At 71.3% G+C, this 20,513-nt stretch carries 23 protein-coding genes and 1 pseudogene; 9 read left to right on the top strand and 15 right to left on the bottom strand.

The features are described 5' to 3' along the window. A partial coding sequence (locus tag EAO73_RS37280) for a zinc-ribbon domain-containing protein (protein ID WP_412074580.1) occupies positions 1 to 231 on the bottom strand: 231 nt, incomplete at its 3' end. 91 nt (positions 232 to 322) lie between these two features. Beyond that, positions 323 to 1,015, bottom strand: coding sequence for a demethylmenaquinone methyltransferase (locus EAO73_RS05700; protein WP_191133950.1), 693 nt, complete (start codon positions 1,013 to 1,015; stop codon positions 323 to 325). Between the two features lie 143 nt (positions 1,016 to 1,158). On the opposite strand from EAO73_RS05700, the gene EAO73_RS05695 reads away from it, so the two are divergent. The 3 genes from EAO73_RS05695 (at position 1,159) to EAO73_RS05685 (ending at position 3,392) form a co-directional block, all read left to right on the top strand. Next, complete coding sequence (locus tag EAO73_RS05695; protein WP_147970372.1) at positions 1,159 to 1,668, top strand: SigE family RNA polymerase sigma factor; 510 nt, start codon at positions 1,159 to 1,161, stop codon at positions 1,666 to 1,668. An 11-nt stretch (positions 1,669 to 1,679) separates the two neighbouring features. After that, positions 1,680 to 2,555, top strand: a complete 876-nt coding sequence (locus tag EAO73_RS05690) for a hypothetical protein (protein WP_147970371.1) — start codon at positions 1,680 to 1,682, stop codon at positions 2,553 to 2,555. A 150-nt stretch (positions 2,556 to 2,705) separates the two neighbouring features. Next, a complete protein-coding gene (locus EAO73_RS05685) occupies positions 2,706 to 3,392 on the top strand; it encodes a DUF3152 domain-containing protein (protein ID WP_147970370.1) in 687 nt (228 codons plus the stop codon). A 7-nt stretch (positions 3,393 to 3,399) separates the two neighbouring features. Here EAO73_RS05685 and EAO73_RS05680 read toward each other — a convergent pair whose 3' ends face one another. The 4 genes from EAO73_RS05680 to EAO73_RS05665 all read right to left on the bottom strand — a co-directional run bounded on the left by EAO73_RS05680 (position 3,400) and on the right by EAO73_RS05665 (position 8,308). After that, complete coding sequence (locus EAO73_RS05680) at positions 3,400 to 4,068, bottom strand: imidazolonepropionase-like domain-containing protein (RefSeq protein WP_147970369.1); 669 nt, start codon at positions 4,066 to 4,068, stop codon at positions 3,400 to 3,402. Positions 4,069 to 4,075: 7 nt separating this feature from the next. Continuing rightward, on the bottom strand, positions 4,076 to 5,275 hold the full coding sequence (mqnC, locus tag EAO73_RS05675; protein ID WP_147970368.1) for a cyclic dehypoxanthinyl futalosine synthase: 1,200 nt from the start codon (positions 5,273 to 5,275) through the stop codon (positions 4,076 to 4,078). A gap of 73 nt (positions 5,276 to 5,348) precedes the next feature. Beyond that, positions 5,349 to 7,133, bottom strand: a complete 1,785-nt coding sequence (locus EAO73_RS05670; protein WP_147970367.1) for a serine/threonine-protein kinase — start codon at positions 7,131 to 7,133, stop codon at positions 5,349 to 5,351. Positions 7,134 to 7,429: 296 nt separating this feature from the next. Beyond that, the gene (locus EAO73_RS05665) at positions 7,430 to 8,308 is read right to left on the bottom strand and encodes a menaquinone biosynthetic enzyme MqnA/MqnD family protein (protein ID WP_147970366.1); all 879 of its coding nucleotides are present in this window, start codon (positions 8,306 to 8,308) and stop codon (positions 7,430 to 7,432) included. 285 nt (positions 8,309 to 8,593) lie between these two features. Here EAO73_RS05665 and EAO73_RS05660 point away from each other — a divergent pair, with 285 nt between their 5' ends. The 4 genes and pseudogenes from EAO73_RS05660 (at position 8,594) to EAO73_RS05650 (ending at position 11,216) form a co-directional block, all read left to right on the top strand. After that, positions 8,594 to 8,797: a cold-shock protein gene (locus tag EAO73_RS05660; protein ID WP_003967102.1), complete on the top strand. Its 204-nt coding sequence runs from the start codon at positions 8,594 to 8,596 to the stop codon at positions 8,795 to 8,797. A gap of 155 nt (positions 8,798 to 8,952) precedes the next feature. Beyond that, a complete protein-coding gene (locus tag EAO73_RS05655; RefSeq protein ID WP_147970365.1) occupies positions 8,953 to 9,786 on the top strand; it encodes a MerR family transcriptional regulator in 834 nt (277 codons plus the stop codon). A 173-nt stretch (positions 9,787 to 9,959) separates the two neighbouring features. Then, a pseudogene (locus tag EAO73_RS37200) lies at positions 9,960 to 10,334 on the top strand (AfsR/SARP family transcriptional regulator); the annotation flags it as partial. An 87-nt stretch (positions 10,335 to 10,421) separates the two neighbouring features. Beyond that, a complete protein-coding gene (locus EAO73_RS05650; protein ID WP_191134009.1) occupies positions 10,422 to 11,216 on the top strand; it encodes a MaoC/PaaZ C-terminal domain-containing protein in 795 nt (264 codons plus the stop codon). Here the strand turns inward: EAO73_RS05650 and EAO73_RS05645 are convergent. The 6 genes from EAO73_RS05645 to EAO73_RS05620 form a co-directional block, all read right to left on the bottom strand. Further along, positions 11,206 to 11,826 carry a TetR/AcrR family transcriptional regulator gene (locus EAO73_RS05645; RefSeq protein ID WP_147971407.1) on the bottom strand — a complete coding sequence of 207 codons (621 nt, stop codon included), beginning with the start codon at positions 11,824 to 11,826 and terminating at the stop codon, positions 11,206 to 11,208. The genes EAO73_RS05650 and EAO73_RS05645 overlap by 11 nt on opposite strands. Positions 11,827 to 11,975: 149 nt before the next feature. Further along, entirely contained in the window at positions 11,976 to 13,319 is a 1,344-nt protein-coding gene (locus tag EAO73_RS05640; protein ID WP_147970363.1) for a dicarboxylate/amino acid:cation symporter, read from the bottom strand. A 432-nt stretch (positions 13,320 to 13,751) separates the two neighbouring features. Then, entirely contained in the window at positions 13,752 to 14,006 is a 255-nt protein-coding gene (locus EAO73_RS05635) for a DUF4229 domain-containing protein (protein WP_147970362.1), read from the bottom strand. Between the two features lie 133 nt (positions 14,007 to 14,139). Next, positions 14,140 to 14,664 carry a GNAT family N-acetyltransferase gene (locus EAO73_RS05630; RefSeq protein WP_191133949.1) on the bottom strand — a complete coding sequence of 175 codons (525 nt, stop codon included), beginning with the start codon at positions 14,662 to 14,664 and terminating at the stop codon, positions 14,140 to 14,142. A 123-nt stretch (positions 14,665 to 14,787) separates the two neighbouring features. Then, positions 14,788 to 15,951, bottom strand: coding sequence for an aminofutalosine synthase MqnE (gene mqnE, locus EAO73_RS05625; RefSeq protein ID WP_147971405.1), 1,164 nt, complete (start codon positions 15,949 to 15,951; stop codon positions 14,788 to 14,790). Between the two features lie 48 nt (positions 15,952 to 15,999). Then, entirely contained in the window at positions 16,000 to 16,455 is a 456-nt protein-coding gene (locus EAO73_RS05620; protein ID WP_147970361.1) for an Lrp/AsnC family transcriptional regulator, read from the bottom strand. A 132-nt stretch (positions 16,456 to 16,587) separates the two neighbouring features. Between EAO73_RS05620 and EAO73_RS35855 the strand changes: the two genes are divergently transcribed. Then, on the top strand, positions 16,588 to 16,725 hold the full coding sequence (locus EAO73_RS35855; RefSeq protein ID WP_018524972.1) for a hypothetical protein: 138 nt from the start codon (positions 16,588 to 16,590) through the stop codon (positions 16,723 to 16,725). 8 nt (positions 16,726 to 16,733) lie between these two features. Here EAO73_RS35855 and EAO73_RS05615 read toward each other — a convergent pair whose 3' ends face one another. Continuing rightward, positions 16,734 to 17,399: a UbiX family flavin prenyltransferase gene (locus EAO73_RS05615; protein WP_147970360.1), complete on the bottom strand. Its 666-nt coding sequence runs from the start codon at positions 17,397 to 17,399 to the stop codon at positions 16,734 to 16,736. Between the two features lie 102 nt (positions 17,400 to 17,501). On the opposite strand from EAO73_RS05615, the gene EAO73_RS05610 reads away from it, so the two are divergent. After that, positions 17,502 to 18,095 carry a rhomboid family intramembrane serine protease gene (locus EAO73_RS05610; RefSeq protein WP_147970359.1) on the top strand — a complete coding sequence of 198 codons (594 nt, stop codon included), beginning with the start codon at positions 17,502 to 17,504 and terminating at the stop codon, positions 18,093 to 18,095. On the opposite strand, the gene mqnP is transcribed toward EAO73_RS05610, so the two are convergent. Continuing rightward, on the bottom strand, positions 18,085 to 19,002 hold the full coding sequence (gene mqnP / locus EAO73_RS05605) for a menaquinone biosynthesis prenyltransferase MqnP (protein WP_147970358.1): 918 nt from the start codon (positions 19,000 to 19,002) through the stop codon (positions 18,085 to 18,087). The two genes, EAO73_RS05610 and mqnP, sit on opposite strands and share 11 nt — an antisense overlap. Beyond that, positions 18,999 to 20,456 carry a menaquinone biosynthesis decarboxylase gene (locus tag EAO73_RS05600; protein WP_147970357.1) on the bottom strand — a complete coding sequence of 486 codons (1,458 nt, stop codon included), beginning with the start codon at positions 20,454 to 20,456 and terminating at the stop codon, positions 18,999 to 19,001. Before EAO73_RS05600 ends, mqnP begins: the two co-directional genes overlap by 4 nt. Positions 20,457 to 20,513 lie beyond the last annotated feature (57 nt).

Genomic DNA, 20,513 nt, shown 5'->3' with positions numbered 1-20,513 from the left:
GTCACACCGGGCGGCATGAACGGCGGATACGGGAGCGRTGGGCTGCGGAGGCGCGGCGGCCGGGGCCGCGGGGCGCTCGCGCCCGCACTTCATGCAGAAGCGCGCCTCGTCCGGCGCCGGTGTTCCACAGAACGGACAGTACGACGGCATGGGGGCTCCGCAACGGGGACGGGTGCGAGCGGGAACGGTGACACACGGAGACGGGGAAGACGCGTGCCGTATCAACGACACATCTTCCCCGACCACCGGTTCCCGTCAACTCGGAATACAAGCAACCGCCTTCGCGGGGCGCGCGGCTCCCGTCCGGAGCCTGCCGGGACCGTCAGTCGCGCACGCCCCGGTGCAGGGCCACCACGCCGCCGGTGAGGTTGCGCCAGGCGACCCGGGACCAGCCGGCGTTCTGGAGCTTCTTGGCCAGGCCGGCCTGGTCGGGCCAGGCGCGGATGGACTCGGCGAGGTAGACGTAGGCGTCGGGGTTCGACGACACCGCGCGGGCCACGGGGGGCAGGGCGCGCATCAGGTACTCGATGTAGACCGTGCGGAACGGGGCCCAGACGGGCTGGGAGAACTCGCAGATGACGACCCGGCCGCCCGGCTTGGTGACCCGGTACAGCTCGCGCAGGGCCGCGTCCGTGTCCTGGACGTTGCGCAGGCCGAAGGAGATGGTCACCGCGTCGAAGACCTCGTCGCGGAACGGCAGCTTCGTGGCGTCGCCGCCGGTGAAGGGCAGCCAGGCGTTGCGCTTCTTGCCCTCGCGGAGCATGCCGATGGAGAAGTCGCACGGCACGACGTACGCACCGGTCGCGGCAAAGGGCAGCGAGGACGTCGCCGTGCCGGCCGCCAGGTCGAGGATCTTCTCGGCGGGGCGGGCGTTCACCGCCTTGGCGACCTCCTTGCGCCACAGCCGGTCCTGGCCGAGCGAGAGCACGTCGTTGGTGAGGTCGTAGTTCGCCGCCACATCGTCGAACATCGAGGCGACTTCGTGCGGCTGCTTGTCCAGGGAGGCTCGGATCACGCATCCCATTCAAGCAGCCCGGTCCACGCGGCCTCGCGGCGGACGCCCCCGGAAAACCCGGCTTCAACCTTTCCGGTCCGGCGGGACTCAGTACACAGCGACAGACCACCGGAAAGAACCGGAACGAAGAGGGAAGGGGGCAGATGTTCACGAGAGCCAGCCGGAACACCGACGGCTTCGAGGAATTCGCCCGTGCCGGTCAGCGCCGGCTCTACCGCACCGCGTACCTGCTCTGCGGGGACGCCGACGCCGCCCGCGATCTGACCCAGACGACGCTGGCGAAGCTGTTCCAGCACTGGCACCGGGCACGCGCCGCCGACCATCCGGACGCCTACGCCAGGACCGTGCTCACCCGCACCTACATCGCCGAGCGCCGCAGGCGGCTGCGCGACCTTGTCGCCCACACGCCGATCGCCGCGCCCGCTCCGGCGGTCGGGCCCGAGCTGACCGTCACCCTGCTGACGGCCCTCGCCGAACTGCCGCCCCGGGCACGGGCCATGGTCGTCCTGCGGTACTGGGAGGACCTGAGCGTGGAGACGGTCGCGGAGTTGCTGCGGTGCAGCCCGTCCACCGTCAAGAGCCAGTGCTCGCGTTCGCTGGCCACCCTGCGCACCCGCCTGGGCGACGCACACCTCTACACCGCCCGAAGCTGAGGAGACAGGTCATGCATGCGTTCACGCACACCGCGCCGGGCGGCGAGCCCCGCCGGGAGGACCAGGAGCCGCTGATCCGGGCCGCCATGGAGCAGGCGACCGAAGGGGCGCCGCCGCTGCCCGACCTGGTGCCCGTCGCCCTGGTCCAGGGCCGCCGGCGCCGGGTCCGGGCCCGCGCGGCGATCGGTGCGGGGGTGGCCGCCGTGGCCGCCCTGGGGGTCTTCGCCGTCGCCCTGCCGATGGGGGGCGGGGGCGCGGAACCGAAGCGGAACGTGTCCGTCGCCTCGCCGGCCACCGCCGTCCCGGGCGCCACGCGCCCTCCCGTGCACATCGAGCCGAGCCCCGGGGGGTCGTCGATGGCGGACCTGCCGCAGGACGAGCGGTCGCGACAGACGGTGTTCCAGAACGAGGCGGCGGGGGTGCTCGAAGGGCTGCTGCCCCGGGCGCTCGGCCCGGTCCGCCCGGTCGATCTCGCCGTCAGCCGGTACCAGGGCGGGTCGGACGGCCTGGTCTTCCCCCTCGTGTTCTCGGTCCGCCCGCAGGCCGGGCCGGGGGCGGTCGACGGTCCGCCGTGCACGTCGGTCCCGGAGAAGCATCTGCGGTGCAGGGAGGCGACGCTGCCGGACGGCATCACGGTCCGGACCGTCAACACGGCGGCCGGCCCCGAGAAGGAGGCGAAGACGATCACCGACACCACCCTGTCCTTCGAGCGCGGCCACAGCACCGTCACGCTGACGGCCGGGGGCGACGCCGACGCCATGGTGCCGGCGCCGGTGACGACGGACCAGCTGCTCGCCGTCGTGCGGGACGCGCGGTTCCTGGAACTCGTCGACTACGCCGACGCCCATCCGATGGAGCCGCAGAACCAGGCGGTCCGCGGCGGCTGAGACACGGCGGGCGCGGCACGGCCCGGTGGCTCGTCACGCTTCTCCAGGCGCCCTCGGCCCGACCTCATATGGATGTGGACTGAACCAATTCGCCCGGTCACCGGTCCTACAGCGGGGGACGGAACAGCCGATGACTGGGGAGGGGCACGGATGCCCGAATGGACAGGGCGCCGGGGGAAGCGGGGAGAGCGCGGGCGCGGCCGGCTGCTCGTGCCGGCCGTCGTACTGGTCGCCGTCGCGGCCGTCGCCGTCGTCGGACTCCGCTGGAAGGACGCGCACGAGCCCGCGCCCACGGCCGCCTTCACCGTGGCACGGGCCGCCGCGACCGCGGGCGGGGACGGGAAGACGTACCGGGTCGAGGTGGAGGAGGGGGCCGGGCTCGACGCGGACAAGGCCGCCTCGGTCGTCGCGCGCATCCTGACCGCGCCACGGGGCTGGTCGCACCACGGGGAGCACACCTTCCGGCAGATCGCGACGAGCCCGGCCGGGCTGGTCATACGGATCGCCACCCCCGAAACCACCGACCGGATCTGCGGAGAGAGCGGACTCGACACGCACGGCGAGGTCAACTGCCGCGTCGGTGCCGTCGTGATGGTCAACCTGAAGCGCTGGCAGACGGGTTCGCCGGAGTTCGACGGGCCGCTCGGCGAGTACCGGGCGCTGATCATCAACCACGAGGTCGGGCACTGGCTGGGCCACGGCCACGAGACCTGCCCCGGCAAGGGGCGCCCGGCGCCCGCGATGATGCAGCAGATCGACGGCCTGAAGGGATGCGTCGCCAACGCCTGGCCGTACGACGCCAAGGGGCACTATCTGGGCGGCCCCCCGGTGCCGTAGGCCGTCGCTACCGTCCCCGGTACGCCAGTCGTCCCGCCGCGATCGTCGCCACGCAGCTCGTCGCGCCCGCCGCCAGCAGCGCCGCCTCGTCCGGGGCGTCGAAGGCGGCGAGGTCCGCGCGGCCGCCGACGGTGAGCGGGGCAGCCGTCGCGTCGGACACCGCCGCGACCCCGGCCAGCGGGTCGAGCCGGGGCCCGTCACCGGCCGGAGCGGAGGCCGGCGCGGACGGATCGAGAGCCGGGCCGAGGACCGCCAGGCCGGACCGGCGCACGGCCGTGAGCAGGGCGGGCGGCGTCCCGGGGGCGGCCGTGACGGCGGTCGTGCCGTGCCGGAGCATCCGGTGCAGCCCGCGCCGCACACTGCCCGCGCGCCAGGTGTCCTCCGGGCCGAGCGCGGCGAGCGCGGCGCCGGTCAGGGGCTCGGTGCCCAGGGCGTCCGCCTCGCGCGGGTCGGGAAAGTACCACTGCGTCAGCAGCCGGACCGCGTCCCGCTGGACCAGGCCCGGGGTCAGGACACCCGGCCAGCGGCGGACGCGGGCGCCGGGGTGGGCGGCGGACACGTCCTCGTACGGTCCGAAGGCCGCGACCGAGGCGTCCCGCACGGCCACCGCACCGCCGGGCACGGGTGCGCGGCCGCCGCCCGGCAGCAGCAGGGCGGCGGCGTGGATCGTCAGCAAGGCGCGGTCAGTTGGCGTTGAGGAGCTTCAGCTCCGGGTGCGCGGTGCCGCCCTCGATCGCGGTGGACGAGATGTGCGAGACGACGCGCTCGTCGACCGGGTCGTTCGCCGGGTCGTCGTGCACGACGAGGTGTTCGTACGTGGTGGCGCGCTGGGCCGGTACGCGGTCCGCCTTGCGGATCAGGTCGATGATCTCCAGCCGGTTGGAGCGGTGCTTGGCTCCGGCCGAGGAGACGACGTTCTCCTCCAGCATGATCGAGCCGAGGTCGTCCGCGCCGTAGTGCAGCGACAGCTGGCCGACCTCCTTGCCGGTGGTGAGCCAGGAGCCCTGGATGTGGGCGACGTTGTCCAGGAAGAGCCGGGCGATGGCGATCATGCGCAGGTACTCGAAGAGCGTCGCCTGCGTCCGCCCCTTCAGCTTGTTGTTCTCCGGCTGGTACGTGTACGGGATGAACGCCCGGAAGCCGCCGGTGCGGTCCTGCACGTCACGGATCATGCGCAGGTGCTCGATGCGCTCGGCGTTCGTCTCGCCGGTGCCCATCAGCATGGTGGAGGTGGACTCGACGCCGAGGCCGTGGGCGATCTCCATGATCTCCAGCCAGCGTTCGCCGGACTCCTTGAGCGGGGCGATGGCGGTACGCGGCCGGGCCGGCAGCAGCTCGGCACCGGCGCCCGCGAAGGAGTCGAGACCGGCCGCGTGGATACGGCTGATCGCCTCCTCGGCGGAGACCTTGGAGATACGGGCCATGTGCTCGATCTCGGAGGCGCCGAGCGAGTGGATCACCAGCTGCGGGAACGCCTTCTTGATCGCCGAGAAGTGCTCCTCGTAGTACTCCACGCCGTAGTCCGGGTGATGTCCGCCCTGGAACATGATCTGCGTCCCGCCCAGCTCGACGGTCTCCGCGCAGCGGCGCAGGATGTCGTCGAGGTCCCGGGACCAGCCCTTGGCGGTGTCCTTCGGCGCGGCGTAGAACGCGCAGAACTTGCACGCCGTGACGCACACGTTGGTGTAGTTGATGTTGCGCTCGATGATGTACGTCGCGATGTGCTCCGTACCGGCGTACCGGCGGCGGCGTACGGCATCGGCGGCCGCGCCCAGGGCGTGCAGCGGCGCCGAGCGGTAGAGGTCGAGCGCCTCCTCCGGGGTGATCCGGCCGCCTTCGGCGGCTCGGTCGAGGATGGGCTGAAGGTCGGCCTTCTCGGTCACCGGGCTGTCACCTTTCGGCGGGTTCTTCTACGGATCCACGGACCGGTTCAGCCTACGCCAGGGGCCTCGGCGGTCAGCCGCCGGACCGGGTCAGCGTGCCGTACGGGAGTCCCGCGCCCTTCTCGTCGGAGCGGAAGCGGAGCGTGCCGTCGGCCGCCCGGGTGAAGTGGAGGTCGGCGGGTGTGGTGGTGCAGAGCCCGGCGGTACCGGGGCGGTCCGGGTCGGCGCGCTCGCGCAGCTTCAGCTCGTCGTCGGAGGCGGTGGTGAGGGTGGCGACGCTGTAGCAGGTGATGTCGATGCCCATGGAGAGGGAGGTGGTCAGGCGGACCACGTCCGTGCCCTTGCGGCCCTTGGTGAAGACCGCGGTGAGCGTGCCGTGCGGCTCGCCCGTGGTCTTCTCGGTGAGCGGGCCCTTCCAGGTGCCGACGAACGCGTCGGGCAGCTCGGCAGCCCTGCCCGGAGTCGTCGGGCTCTTCGTCGGGGTCGGGCTCCTCGTGGCCGAGCCCGTGCCCGAGCCCGTCGGTGGCGAGGGCTCGCGGGAGGCGGCCGGCGGGGTGTGGTCCACGTCGCCGTGCCCGACGTTGCTGCTGTCACCGCCGCTGCCCGGCATCAGGTCGAACAGGAAGGCGCTGCCCACGGTCACCGCGGCCAGCGCCCCGGCCACCGCCAGTGCGAGGGTGCAGCTCACCCGTCGGCGCCCCGCGCCGTCCCCGCCCGCCGTCGCGCCCAGGGTCAGGCTCCGTCCGGCGGTCCGCTGGCCCGGCAGCCCGTCGGCCCCGGCGGTCGGCGGATGCGCGGGGCCGACGGGCGGCCCGAAGGAGCCGAGCGCGGCGGCCGGTCCGGCCGTGCCGAACGGCGGACTCCCCGCGCCCGGACCGCCCGAAGCGGCACCCCCGAAGGGCTCCCCCGCCCCGAATGACGGGTTGCTGAACGGCACCGGCCCCGACTGGACCGGCGCCTCCTGCGGCTCCAGGTCCAGCAGCGCCACCGCCGACGTGCTGACCTCGCGCACCAGCGGTCCGGGCAGCCAGCCCGCCGCCACCGCGGCCGCCGCGCCGCCCGGCAGCAGCCGGCGGGCCAGCTCGTCCGGGGTCGGCCGCCGCGCCGGGTCCTTGGCCAGGCAGGCGGCGATGGTCTCGCGCAGCCCGCCCTCCAGCTCGCCCAGCTCCGGTTCCTCGTGGACCACCTTGTAGAGGAGGACGGCCGAGGAGTCACCGAGGAAGGGGGCGGTGCCGGTCGCCGCGTACGCGAGGACCGCGCCCAGCGAGAAGATGTCGGCCGCACCGGAGAGGTCGGTGCCCCGGATCTGCTCCGGCGCCATGTAACCGGGCGAGCCGACGGAGACCCCGGTGGAGGTGAGCGAGGCGGTCGCGTCGATGGCCCGCGCGATGCCGAAGTCGATGAGGCGGGGCCCGTCCAGGGCGAGCAGGACGTTGGACGGCTTCACGTCCCGGTGGATCAGGCCCCGCTCGTGCACGGCGGCCAGGGCCTCGCCGAGGCCGGCGCCCAGGACGCGTACCGCGTGCTCCGGCAGCGGGCCGTGCTCCGTGACGGCCGCGGAGAGCGGCGGCCCGGCCACGTAACCGGTGGCGACCCAGGGGACGGGGGCGTCCGGATCGGCGTCCAGGACGGGCGCGGTCCACTGGGCGCCGATCCGCCGGGCCGCCTCCACCTCGCGGCGGAACCGGGCACGGAACTGCTCGTCGAGCGCGAAGTGCGGATGGACGACCTTGACGGCGACGGTGCGGCCGCCGGCGCTGCGCCCGAGATACACGCGGCCCATGCCGCCGGCCCCGAGCCGGCCGAGCAGCCGGTAGGCACCGATGCTCAGCGGTTCCCCGGCTTCCAGCGGCTGCATATAAGGACTCCCCCTGTGAACCCGGCCGGACCTCCGACCGAAGCCTAGTTCGTGACCGCGAAGTCTCGTCCGGCGACGGGAGAAACCATCCGCCGATTTCGCCCCCAAGGGAACGAACGACGTCATTCACCGCAATAAAAGGCGTGAATGCGCCGTTCCTCCGGCGGCCGATTGCGGGGGGCGCGGGAGACGATTGCGGGAGACATCGGGGGCGTACTCCCGATGTCTCCCGCAATCGGCCATTCACCGTGTGTTCAGTTGAATCGAAAATGGCTTTCCCCGGCGGCGGGATGTTCTCATCCGCCGAGCAGCTCCACCTTCACGTCCGCCGGGAAGCCGGCCGCCTCGCCGGTGCGGCGCGCGAACTCCCGCACGCCCGCGAGCTGGGCCGGGCCGAAGCGGAAGTCGAGCGTCGTGAAGTAGCGCTCCAGGACCTCCGCGTCGAAGGCCTCCCAGCGCGCCGCCTGCTCGGCGACCTTGGTGACCTCCTCCAGGGACAGGTCGCGGGAGGCCAGGAACGCCTCGTGCACCTGCTTGACGGCGGTGGGCTCGGCGGCCAGGTAGTCCTTGCGGGCGGCCCAGACGGCGAAGACGAACGGCAGGCCCGTCCACTCCTTCCACATCGCGCCCAGGTCGTGGACCTGGAGCCCGAGCCGGGGCGCGTCGTGCAGGTTGGCGCGCAGGGCCGCGTCACCGATGAGGACGGCGGCGTCCGCCTCCTGCATCATGACGCCCAGGTCGGGCGGGCACGTGTAGTAGTCGGGGGTGACGCCGTACCGCTCGGCGAGCAGCAGGCGCGCCAGCCGTACGGAGGTGCGGGAGGTCGATCCGAGGGCGACCCGGGCCCGGTCCAGGTCCTCCAGGGGGCGCTGCGAGACGATCACGCACGACATGACGGGGCCGTCGCAGCCCACCGCGATGTCGGGGAACGCGACCAGGTCGTCCGCGTTGCGCAGGAACTCGACCAGGGTGACGGGGGCGATGTCCAGCTCGCCCCTGACCAGTTGCTCGCTGAGCTTCTCCGGGGTGTCCTTCGACAGCTCCAGGTCGAGCAGGGTTCCGGTCCGTGCCAGCCCCCAGTAGAGGGGAAGGCAGTTGAGGAACTGGATGTGGCCGACGCGCGGCCGGGGGCGACGGTCGTCGACCGCGACGTTTGAAACGGTTGAATTGTCCACATCGCGAGGCTAGACCCGTCGCCGCCGGACCGCCCCACCGGGGGCGGGCGGCACACGGGAAGGCCCTCCCGGATGGCTCATCCGCGCGGCAATCAAACATCCGGGTGAAGTGATCTTTCCCTCTACCCTTCGGTACACCCTGCGTGCTAGGCTCGACGGCAAGTTGCAGTTTGGTTTCCCTTGCAGTACAGAGCCTGCGGAGCATGTGACCCCGCAGGCTTTTGTAGTTTTCAGACTTCATTGCAGGTTCTGGAGCAGGGCAACCCTTTGGCCCAAGGAGGGCTTATGGCTACCGGAACCGTCAAGTGGTTCAACGCTGAAAAGGGCTTCGGCTTCATCGCCCAGGACGGCGGCGGCCCGGATGTCTTCGTCCACTACTCCGCGATCAACGCGTCCGGGTTCCGCTCCCTCGAGGAGAACCAGGTCGTGAACTTCGACGTCACTCAGGGCCCCAAGGGTCCGCAGGCTGAGAACGTCACCCCGGCCTAGTTGCCCGGGTCGGCCGATCGCGGCCGGTAAGAGCAGTACCCAAGGAGCCCCGCTCCTCCGCGTCGGCGGAGGAGCGGGGCTCCTGCCCGTGTGCGGGCCGTTCCGGACCGGTCCTTGACCTTCACACCGTGTGAAGCCGTGCAGTGGGAGACGTCATGTTCACCATCGGAGACTTCGCCCGGTACGGGCGCGTGTCGGCCCGCATGCTCCGTCATTACGACGAGATCGGGCTGCTGCGCCCGGACCGCACCGACCCCTCGACCGGCTACCGCTACTACGGCGCCGCCCAGCTCGCCCGGCTCAACCGGATCATCGCGCTCAAGGACCTCGGCTTCACGCTCCAGCAGGTGCGGGCCGTCCTGGACGACGCGGTCGGACCGGAGGAGCTGCGCGGGATGCTGCGGCTGCGCCGTACGGAGCTGGAGGCGGCGATGGCCGCGGCGGCGGCACGGCTGGCCCAGGTCGAGGCGAGGCTCCGGTCCATCGAGAGCGAGGGACATATGTCCAAGGACGACGTCGTGATCAAGAAGGTGCCGGCGGTACGGGTCGCCGAGCTGACCGGGGTGGCCGGGAGCTACGAACCGCAGGACATCACCCCGGTGATCGTCCCGCTGTACGACCGGCTCCTCCCCCTCCTCGGCGAGGCGGGCCTGAACCCGTCCGGCCCGGGGATCGCCCGGTACGAGGACGTGCCGGAGGGCGGCGGCAGCGTCGTCGTGCACGCCGGCGTGACGGTCTCCGCCCCGGTGGGGCCGGTCGGTGACACCGGGATCACGGTGGTCGAACTGCCTCCGTTCGAGGCGGCGACCATCGTGCACCGGGGCTCCATGGACGCCGTGCTGCCGACCGCCCAGACCCTGGCCCGCTGGGTCGACGCCAACGGCTACCGCTCGGCGGGGTACGCCCGCGAGATCAGCCTGGAGTGCCCGGAGGACCGCGAGAAGTGGGTGACCGAGCTCCAGGAGCCGGTGGTCCGGGCGACGGCCTGACCCCCGGGGGGCGTCCGCCGCAGGGCGGGCGCCCCCTCGCTCACGCCCCTCGTCCCCTCCCGCGTCCCGGCTGCCCCGTTCCCCAATCGTTGTCGAGGGCTTGTGCAGAGAGTCATCCGTTGCTGACGGGCCGACCCTTCACAAGGCAGACTGTTGACGGCGATATCAACGGTATGGAGCAATCCGGACGGCCTGTGACCGATCCGGACACAGTGACCGTTCCATGCTGTGCGCAGGCAGGACAGGAGGCAGCAATGGGCCGTGACGACGGGCCACGGGTACGCGTTCCGCGGCAGCGGGACCCCGAGCGGGGCCCGGAGGACGAGGCCGTGCTGCACTTCTCCGTACTCGGTCCCGTACGGGTCGGGCGCGGCGGCGAGCCGCTGGCGTCCGGATCCCCGCAGCAGCGCGCGCTGCTGACGGCCCTTCTGCTGCGCGGCGGACACACGGCGACGGCGGCCGAACTCATCGACGGCATCTGGGGCGACGAGCCGCCCTCGCAGGCCCTGGCCGCCGTACGCACCTACGCCTCCCGGCTGCGCAAGGTCCTCGGCCCCGATGTCCTGGTCAGCGACTCCGGCGGCTACGCGCTGCGGACCTCTCCCGGCGCGCTGGACCTGACCGTCGCTCAGGAGATGGCCGCCGAGGCGGAGAAGGCCCGCGCAGGCGGCGACCGCGACGCGGCGCGGACCCTGCTGAACAAGGCGCTCCACCTGCCCGCCGCGCCCCCCGCACCCGGCCCGCTGGCCGCGTACCGCTCGATCTGCGGCTTCCCGGCGACCGGGCCGCTGCCGGTGACGTACCCGCACGTCCTGGCGTTCCCCCTGGCGATGCGGCTGATGACCCGCCCCGGCTTCCCGCTCCCCGTCACCGGCCTCGTCCACACCTGGATCGAGATCACCGCCCACCGCCCGCTCCAGCCGGACGACCGGCTGGAACTCACGGTGTACGCGGCGGAGTTGAACCCGCACCGACGCGGCACGGAGGTCACCGTCGTGACCGAGGCGCGGCTCGCGGGCGAGCTGGTGTGGGAGTCCCGCAGCGGCTATCTGTCCCGGCACGCGACGCATACCGAGGCACCGGCACCGGGGGCACCCTCCGCGCCACTCCCCGCCGTCGCCGCGTGGCGGCTGCCCGGCAACCTCGGGCGGCGGTACGGGGCCGCATCCGGCGACCGCAACCCGATCCACCTCCACCCGCTGACCGCCCGGCTGTTCGGCTTCCCCCGGGCCATCGCGCACGGCATGTGGACCGTGGCCCGCTGCCTCGCCGAGAACCCGGAGCAGGGCCGTATCCGGTTCGTACGGGCGGACTTCCGGGCCCCCGTGCTACTGCCCGGCACCGTCACGTACGCCACCGACGGCACGGCGTTCCAGCTTCGGGGAGGCGCCGACGGCGAGCGGGTGCACCTCACGGGGACTACGGGCTAGGCACCTGCCACGGGCGGCCGTTCATCAGGTTCTCCAGGCCCGCCCAGGAGAAGTTCATCATCGTGGCCGCCGCCTCCCGGGCCGAGACACCCGGGGTCTCGTTGGCCCAGCCGGCCAGCGCCTCCGCCGCGCCCACCAGCGCCTGCGCGAGGCCCGCCACGTCCCGGTCAGGGAGCGCCGGGTCGTGGTGCGCCTCGCGGGCGGCGGCGCCGATCAGACCGGTCACGAACGCGACGATCTCCTCGCGCATCACGTTGACCTCGGTGGCGAACGGCTCCCCGTGGGTCCGCGCCTGCCGGTACAGCACCGCCCAGCCGTCCGGGTTCTCCGCGGTGTGCGTGAAGAACGCCCTCAGCCCGTCCCACAGTTGCCGGTCGGCCGGCAGCCCCGGCTCGACGCCCGCCTGCACGGCGGCCAGCAGCGCCTGCGCCTCGCGCCGGATGCACGCGGTGAACAGCTCGTCCTTGGAGTTCAGGTACAGGTACACCAGCGGCTTGGACACCCCGGCCAGCTCGGCGATCTCGTCCATCGAGGCGGCCCGGTACCCCCGCTGCCCGAACGTCCGCACGGCGGCGTCCATCATCTGCCGCTCGCGCACGGCGCGCGGCATCCGCTTGTTCCGCACAGCACCCACGTCGACTCCTCCCGCCCCCGCAGCACTACTCCCTGGTAAGGGTACGGGGCGCGGGGGAGCCACCGCGTACGCCCGAGGGCCCCTCCTCCGCGCGGAGAAGGGGCCCTCGGGGTGGTGCCGGATGATCAGGCCGCGACCGGGACGCGGTCCTGCTCGGTCTCGCGCACCTCGATGTCGTCGACCGGGGAGGCCGACGCCGAGTTGTAGGCGTCGTGGTCGAGGATCTTCTCGCGGGCGGAGACGATCACCGGGACGAGCGCCTGGCCGGCCACGTTGGTGGCGGTCCGCATCATGTCCAGGATCGGGTCGATCGCCATGAGCAGGCCGACGCCCTCCAGCGGGAGGCCCAGGGTCGACAGGGTCAGCGTCAGCATGACCGTGGCGCCGGTCAGACCGGCGGTGGCCGCCGAACCGATGACCGAAACGAACGCGATCAGGATGTAGTCGCCGACACCCAGCTGCACGTCGAAGATCTGCGCGATGAAGATCGCGGCGAGCGCCGGGTAGATCGCGGCGCAGCCGTCCATCTTGGTGGTGGCGCCGAACGGGACGGAGAAGGAGGCGTACTCCTTCGGGACGCCGAGGCGCTCGGTGACCTTCTGGGTGACCGGCATGGTGCCGACCGAGGAGCGCGAGACGAACGCCAGCTGGATCGCGGGCCAGGCGCCCTTGAAGAACTGGAGCGGGCTGACCTTGGCGACGGTGGCGAGCAGCAGCGGGTAGACGCCGAACAGCACCAGGGCGCAGCCGATGTAGACGTCGGCGGTGAAGGTCGCGTACTTGCCGATCAGGTCCCAGCCGTAGTCGGCGATGGCGTAGCCGATGAGGCCGACGGTGCCGAGCGGGGCGAGGCGGATGACCCACCACAGGGCCTTCTGGAGGAGCTCCAGGACGGCCTCGCTGAGGGTGAGGATCGGCTGCGCCTTCTCACCGAGCTGGAGGGCGGCGATGCCGGCGACGGCGGCCATGAAGACGATCTGCAGGACGTTCAGCTCGGCGAACGGCGTGATGACGTTGTCCGGGATGATGCCGGTCAGGAAGTCGAGCCAGGAGCCGGCGTGCTCGGGGAGCTTTCCGTCCTTCGGGGTGAGGCCGGTGCCGGAGCCCGGGTTGGTGATCAGGCCGATCGCGAGGCCGATGGCGACCGCGATCAACGAGGTGATCATGAACCAGAGCACGGTGCGGGAGGCCAGCCGGGCGGCGTTGTTGACCTTGCGCAGGTTGGTGATCGACACCAGGATCGCGAAGAAGACGAGGGGCGCGACGGCCAGCTTCAGCAGCTGGACGAAGATGTGGCCGACCTTGTCGAGCGTGGTGTACAGCCAGTCGATGTCCTGGCTGCGGGCGAGCCAGCCGAGCAGGACGCCCAGGACCAGACCGGCGACGATCTGGGCCCAGAACGGGACCTTCGGTATGCGGAAGCCGGAGCCTGCGGGCTTCTCGGCGGTGGACGCGGGGTTCGCGGACACGGACACACTCCAGATGTGACGCATCGGGACGCACGGGGACGGTGTGCGGGGGACGGGGGTGCGGCGCCCGCGTCGAGGGCGGCGCCGCTGCATGGTGCCGGTATCAGACGTTGCGGCAACAGACCGCGGACATACAGCGGCAGAGATCGACGTGAAGGCGCTCCACGAGCGGGATGCTCGTGGCAGATCGGAGGCGCACATCAGTCTTCATGTCGAACACGTTAACACTTGAACTTTGAGAACCTCAAAGCTCTTCTTTGGTACGAGAGAGCGCTCCCCACTCGCCCGCAGCCACCCGGAATCTCCAACTCCGCCTGGAGGCAACGAAAAACCCCAGTACAGGAGCGAAGGCTCCCGCGCTGGGGTTCGACGGAACGGGGCGAGCGATGTGAGGAAGCTTACGTTCCCCTTACGCCCCCCCTCACGAGACCGCTACGGCGTGACGCCGTCCTCGCGCGTGCGGTTGGCCTCCAGGCGGGCCTTGGCGCGGTCGACCGAGGAGACGAGCTGCTCGGACATCTCGTCGCGCTGCTTGCGCAGCAGGACGAAGCTGAGCGGCGCGGACAGCACCAGGGCGAGCAGGATGACCCAGACGACGTTGGATCCCCCGACCCCGGACGGCACCACTCCGAAGTTGACGGCGATGGCGGCGACGACGAAGCAGCCGACGAAGATGCTGAGACGCATCGCGGTGTACCGGATCGTTGCGCTCGGCTTGGCAGCGGACACAGCTGGCCTTCTCTCTACGTACGACAGTCCTGCCCGACCAGTGAAGCATGCCCCGCAATCGATCGATTCGCTGGGCCGCACCCGTACGGGTTCAGCCCAGCGGCAGCAGCATGATGATGTCGTCCCGGTCGTCGCCCTCGGCGACCCGGATCGCCCCCGGAACCCGTCCGACCTCCTTGTACCCGCAGGCGGCGTAGAAGCGGTCGGCGCCCGTGCCGCCCCGGCAGGTGAGCCGGACGGCCTCGATGCCCTCGGTCGCGCGGGCCGTGTCCGCGACGACCGCCATCAGATCGCGCCCGTAGCCCCGGCCCTGGTGGCGGGGGTGGACCATCACGGTGTAGGCCCACAGCCAGTGCGCCATCAGCCGGTGCGTGTTGAGCGTCAGGAACGCGGTGGCGGCCACGCGGCCGTCCTCGTCGTAGCCCACGACCAGCCGGGTGCGGCCCTCGGTCAGGGCGACCTGGTGCTTGAGCAGCTCGGGCCGGACGTCCTCCTGCGACACTGGCGGCACGAAGCCCACCGCGCCGCCCGCGTTGGAGACATCGGCCCAGAGCGCGACGATGCCGTCGCGCACGGACCGGTCGAACGTCGGATCCACCTTGAATGTAAGAGCCATACGCGCAGATTAACTATTACAACCGCTCGGCTCAACCGGCGTCCGGAACGCGAGAAAGCTCCGGCCGGGGACGGTGGCCGGAGCTCTCACACACGCAGCGTCGCGCGCGCGGCGCGCGCCGGGTCAGACCCGCATCGGCTGCGGCGACTCGCGCCGGTCCGCGTCCGGGCCCGGGTACTCGCGGATGATCTCGTACCGGGTGTTGCGCTCCACCGGGCGGAAGCCGGCGTCGCGGATCAGGTCGAGCAGATCCTCGCGGGTCAGCTTGTTCGGCGTGCCGTAGTTGTCCGCGTCGTGCGTGATCTTGTACTCCACGACCGAGCCGTCCATGTCGTCCGCGCCGTGCTGGAGGGCGAGCTGCGCGGTCTGGACACCGTGCATCACCCAGAACACCTTGACGTGCGGCACGTTGTCGAACAGCAGCCGGGAGACGGCGAAGGTCTTCAGCGCCTCGGCGCCGGTCGCCATCGTGGTCCGCGCCTGGAGCTTGTTGCGGACCTTGCCGTCCTTCATGTCCACGAAGTCGTGCTGGTAGCGCAGCGGGATGAAGACCTGGAAGCCGCCGGTCTCGTCCTGGAGCTCACGCAGCCGCAGCACGTGGTCGACGCGGTGCCGGGGCTCCTCGATGTGCCCGTACAGCATGGTCGCCGGGGTCTTGAGCCCCTTCTCGTGGGCGAGCCGGTGGATGCGCGACCAGTCCTCCCAGTGCGTCCGATGGTCCACGATGTGCTGGCGGACCTCCCAGTCGAAGATCTCCGCGCCGCCGCCGGTCAGCGACTCCAGACCGGCGGCGATCAGCTCGTCGAGGATGTCCGACGCGGACATCCCGGAGATGGTCTCGAAGTGGTGGATCTCGGTGGCGGTGAACGCCTTGAGGGAGACCTGCGGCAGCGCTTCCTTCAGCGCGCTCAGCGAGCGCGGGTAGTAGCGCCACGGCAGGGAGGGGTGCAGCCCGTTGACGATGTGCAGCTCGGTGAGGTTCTCGCCCTCCATCGCCTTGGCGAGCTTCACCGCCTCCTCGATGCGCATCGTGTACGCGTCCTTCTCCCCCGGCTTGCGCTGGAAGGAGCAGTACGCGCAGGACGCGGTGCACACGTTGGTCATGTTGAGGTGGCGGTTGACGTTGAAGTGGACGACGTCGCCGTTCTTGCGCGTACGCACCTCGTGGGCCAGCCCGCCGAGCCACGCCAGGTCGTCGGACTCGTAGAGCGCGATCCCGTCCTCGCGGGTCAGCCGCTCACCGTCCCGGACCTTCTGCTCCAGCTCGCGCTTGAGTCCCGCGTCCACCCGTGCTCCTCGCATCTTCTCTCCGTACCGGACCCAGCCACCGTACGCCTACTGCTCCTCGGGGAGGTCTCCGACCCGGTTCTCCCACTTGGTGGAGAGCACGATGGTGGTGCGGGTCCGCGAGACGCCCTTGGTGCCGCTGAGCCGGCGGATGGTCTTCTCCAGGCCGTCCACGTCACCGACGCGCACCTTGAGCATGTAGGAGTCGTCGCCCGCGATGAACCAGGCGTCCTCGATCTCCGCGAGGTCCTTCAGCCGGCGCGCCACGTCCTCGTGGTCGGCGGCGTCGGAGAGCGAGATACCGATCAGCGCCGTGACGCCGAGACCGAGCGACGCCGCGTCGACGGTCGCGCGGTAACCGGTGATGACACCGGCGGTTTCCAGCCGGTTGATGCGGTCGGTGACGCTGGGCCCGGAGAGCCCGACGAGCCGTCCGAGCTCGGCGTACGAGGCCCTGCCGTTCTCCCGGAGGGCCTGGATGAGCTGCCTGTCCACCGCGTCCATATGACTGAAACCTTCCATTGTTCAGCAGTACCGCAAGTCTACGTGTAGAATCTAAGGCGTGCAGGCGTCGATGCCTGCAAATCTTCTCGCACAATCAAAAATCGCTTACGAATCTTCAGGAGTGACGACACCGTGTACACGATCGAGATGGCCTACGCCCGGATGCGCGAGCTTCAGGACCTGGCCAACCGCTCGCGTGCCCACCAGCCCGCCGCCGCCCTCCGCGTCGACCGCACCCGCGGTCCGCGGCGCGCCCCCAAGAAGCGCTGACCCCCGGATCAGCCCGGGGAGCCACCACCGAGCTCCCCCTCCCAACGGCGGTACAGCAGATGCGGCACCCCCGCCGCGTCCAGCACCCGCCCTGCGACGAAGTCCACCAGATCCTGGATGTGCGTCGCCCCCGCGTAGAAGCCCGGCGAGGCGGGCAGCACGACCGCGCCCGCCTCGTCCAGGGCCACCAACTGCTTCAGCGTCGCCCCACTGAGCGGCGTCTCGCGCACCGCGACCACCAGCTTCCGCCGCTCCTTCAGCGTCACGCTCGCCGCCCGCTGCAACAGATCCTTCGACAGCCCGAGCGCCACCCCCGCCACACACGCCGTCGACGCCGGCACGATCAGCATCCCCTTCGCCGGGTACGACCCCGAGGACGGCCCCGCGGCGAGATCACCGGCCGCCCAGTGGCGTACACCCGACACGTCCACGTCGAAGGTGTGCGGCTTCCCGTCCGCGCCCCGCGCCAGCCAGGCCGCCAGGTCCTCGCGCCAGTGCGCGTCCCGGAAGGCGATCCCCGTCTCGTCCAGCAGCGTCAGCCGCGACGCCCGGCTCACGACCAGATCGACGCTCTCCCCGGCGGCCAGCAGCCCACGCAGCACGGCAGCGGCGAACGGCGTACCCGAAGCGCCCGAAACCCCGACAATCCAAGGCTTTCGCTGCTGCTGACTCACTGAAGTCCCGGAATCCACACCCCCGAGCCTATCCGGCGCACCCCATCCGGAACTGTCCGAGGGGTCCGGTACGTTCCGTCGGGTGAAGGGGGGAGTTCCGCCATGGACGACGTACGGGTGAGGACCGGCGACCGGGCGCTCATGGCCGGGGCGGCGATGCTGGGCTGGGTCGGGCTGCTCTGGATCCTGGAGGCCGTCGACCTCGCGACCGGGCACGGCCTGGACGACCACGGCATCACCCCCCGCGAGCCCGCCGAACTGCTCGACATCGTGCCCGCCGCGTTCCTCCACGACGGCTGGGCCCACGTCGCGTCCAACAGCGTCCCGCTGCTGGTCCTGGGCTTCATAGCCGCGCTCGGCGGACTGCGCCGCTTCGCCGGCGTCGTGCTCACCGTGATCCTCGTCGGCGGCTTCGGCGTCTGGCTCACCGCCCCCGCGAACACCGTCACGCTCGGCGCGTCGGGCGTGGTCTTCGGCCTCTTCGGCTACCTGCTGGTCCGCGGCTTCGTCGACCGCCGCCCGCTCGACGTGGTCGTCGGCCTGGTCGTCGCCGCGGTGTACGGCTCGCTGCTCCTGGGCGTCCTGCCCACCGACCCCGGCGTCAGCTGGCAGGGCCACCTCTTCGGGCTCATAGGCGGGGTGGTGGCGGCCTTCGCGCTGCGCCGCCCCACCGCCCCGCGCGCGCTCACACCGTGAGTCCGCGCACCACCAGGTCCAGCAGCGCGCAGACGAACAGCGCTATGCCGATGAAGCCGTTGACCGAGAAGAACGCCCGGTTCAGCCGCGACAGGTCGTGCGGCCGCACCACGCGGTGCTCGTACACGAAGGCGACGGCGACGATCACCATGCCGATCCAGTAGAAGGCTCCCGCCTCCGTGGCGAGGCCGAACCACACCAGCAGGCCCGTCGTCACCGCGTGGCACACCCGCGCGCCCCACAGCGCGGCCGGGATGCCGAAGCGGGCCGGGAAGGAGAGCACCCCGTGCGCCCGGTCCGCCTGCACGTCCTGGCAGGCGAAGATCAGGTCGAAGCCGCCGATCCAGATACCGACGGCGAGCCCCAGGATCACCGCGTCCCACGACCAGCTCCCGGTCACCGCCAGCCAGGCGCCGATCGGCCCGATGGCCTGCGCGAGCCCCAGGATCGCGTGCGGGAAGTTCGTGAACCGCTTGCCGTACGGGTAGACCACCATCGGGATCACCGCGACCGGCGCCAGCGCCAGGCAGATCGGATTCAACAGAGCCGCGGCCCCGAGGAACACGACGACGGCGACGAGCGCCCCCGTCCACGCCGACTTCACCGACACCGCGCCGGTCACCAGCTCCCGGCTCGCGGTGCGCGGGTTCCGGGCGTCGATCTCGCGGTCGATGATCCGGTTCGCGGCCATCGCGAACGTCCGCAGCCCGACCATCGCGAGGGTGACGAGCAGCAGCGTGCCCCAGTGGATCGTCCCGTCCACCTGGAACATCGCGGTCAGGGCGGCGATGTAGGCGAAGGGCAGCGCGAAGACCGAGTGCTCGATCATCACGAGCCGCAGGAACGCCTTCACCTTGCTGCTCGGTTGCGCGGGCCCCGGTCCCAGGGTCGCTTCTGCGGCGCTCACAGCCCGTACTCCTTCCACCGGCGGTCCACCAGGGCCGCCGTCTCCGGGTCCGACTCGACCATGTCGGGCCAGCCCCCGTCCCGCGTGTAGCCCTCCTCGGGCCACTTCTTCGTCGCGTCGATGCCCGCCTTGCCACCCCAGAACTGCTGGTACGAGGCATGGTCGAGGTGGTCGACGGGGCCGTCGGACACCGTCAGGTCGCGCGCGTAGTCCGTGTTGCCGAGCGCCCGCCAGGACACCTCGTGCAGATCGTGGACGTCGCAGTCGGAGTCCACGACGACGATCAGCTTGGTCAGCGACATCATGTGCGCGCCCCAGATGGCGCTCATCACCTTCTGCGCGTGCTTCGGGTACTTCTTGTCGATCGAGACGATCGCGCAGTTGTGGAAGCCGCCCGACTCCGGCAGGTGGTAGTCCACGATGTCCGGCACGATGATCTTGAGCAGCGGCAGGAAGAACCGTTCGGTGGCCCGGCCCAGCGGCCCGTCCTCGGTCGGCGGCCGGCCCACCACGATGGACTGGAGCAGCGGGCGCTTGCGCATGGTCACGCAGTCGATGGTCAGTGCGGGGAACGGTTCCTGCGGGGTGTAGAACCCGGTGTGGTCGCCGAACGGCCCCTCGGGCAGCGTCTTCCCGGGCTCCAGCCATCCCTCGATGACGACCTCGGCGTTGGCGGGGACCTGGAGCGGCACGGTCTTGCAGTCGACCATCTCGATCCGCTTGCCCTGGATGAACCCGGCGAACAGGTACTCGTCGATGTCCCCGGGCAGCGGCGCGGTGGAGGCGTACGTGACGGCGGGCGGGGCGCCGAACGCGATGGCGACCGGCAGCCGCTCCCCGCGCCGGGCGGCGACCTGGTAGTGGTTGCGGCTGTCCTTGTGGATCTGCCAGTGCATCCCGATGGTGCGCCGGTCGTGCCGCTGGAGCCGGTAGAGCCCGAGGTTGCGGATGCCGGTCTCGGGGTGCTTGGTGTGCGTGAGCCCCAGGTTGAAGAAGGAGCCGCCGTCCTTGGGCCAGGTGAACAGCGCGGGCAGCCGGTCCAGGTCCACGTCGTCCCCGGTCAGGACGACCTCCTGGACGGGCGCGTTCTCGCCCTTCACCTTCTTCGGCGGCACGTGCACCATCGACCCGAGCTTCCCGAAGGCCTCCCGGACGCCGACGAACCCGTGCGGCAGCTCGGGCTTGAGCAGCCCGCCGATCTTCTCGCTGATCTCGCCGTAGGACTTCAGCCCGAGCGCCTTGAGCAGCCGCTTGTCGGTCCCGAAGACGTTCATGGCCAGGGGCATCGAGGACCCCTTGACGTTCTCGAAGAGCAGCGCGGGACCGCCGGCCTTGTTCACCCGGTCGACGATCTCACCGACCTCCAGGTAGGGGTCGACCTCGGCCTTGATGCGCTTGAGCTCGCCCTCGCGCTCCAGAGCCCGGAGGAGGGATCGAAGATCGTCGTAAGCCATAGGGCCCAGTATCGGCCACCCGATACTCTGGGCCCGTCACCGGGGCGGGGCAAAGCC

Source organism: Streptomyces sp. col6 (assembly GCF_008042035.1).
In the GTDB taxonomy this organism is placed as follows: Bacteria; Actinomycetota; Actinomycetes; order Streptomycetales; family Streptomycetaceae; genus Streptomyces.
This window is presented reverse-complemented; position numbering and strand designations above follow the sequence as displayed.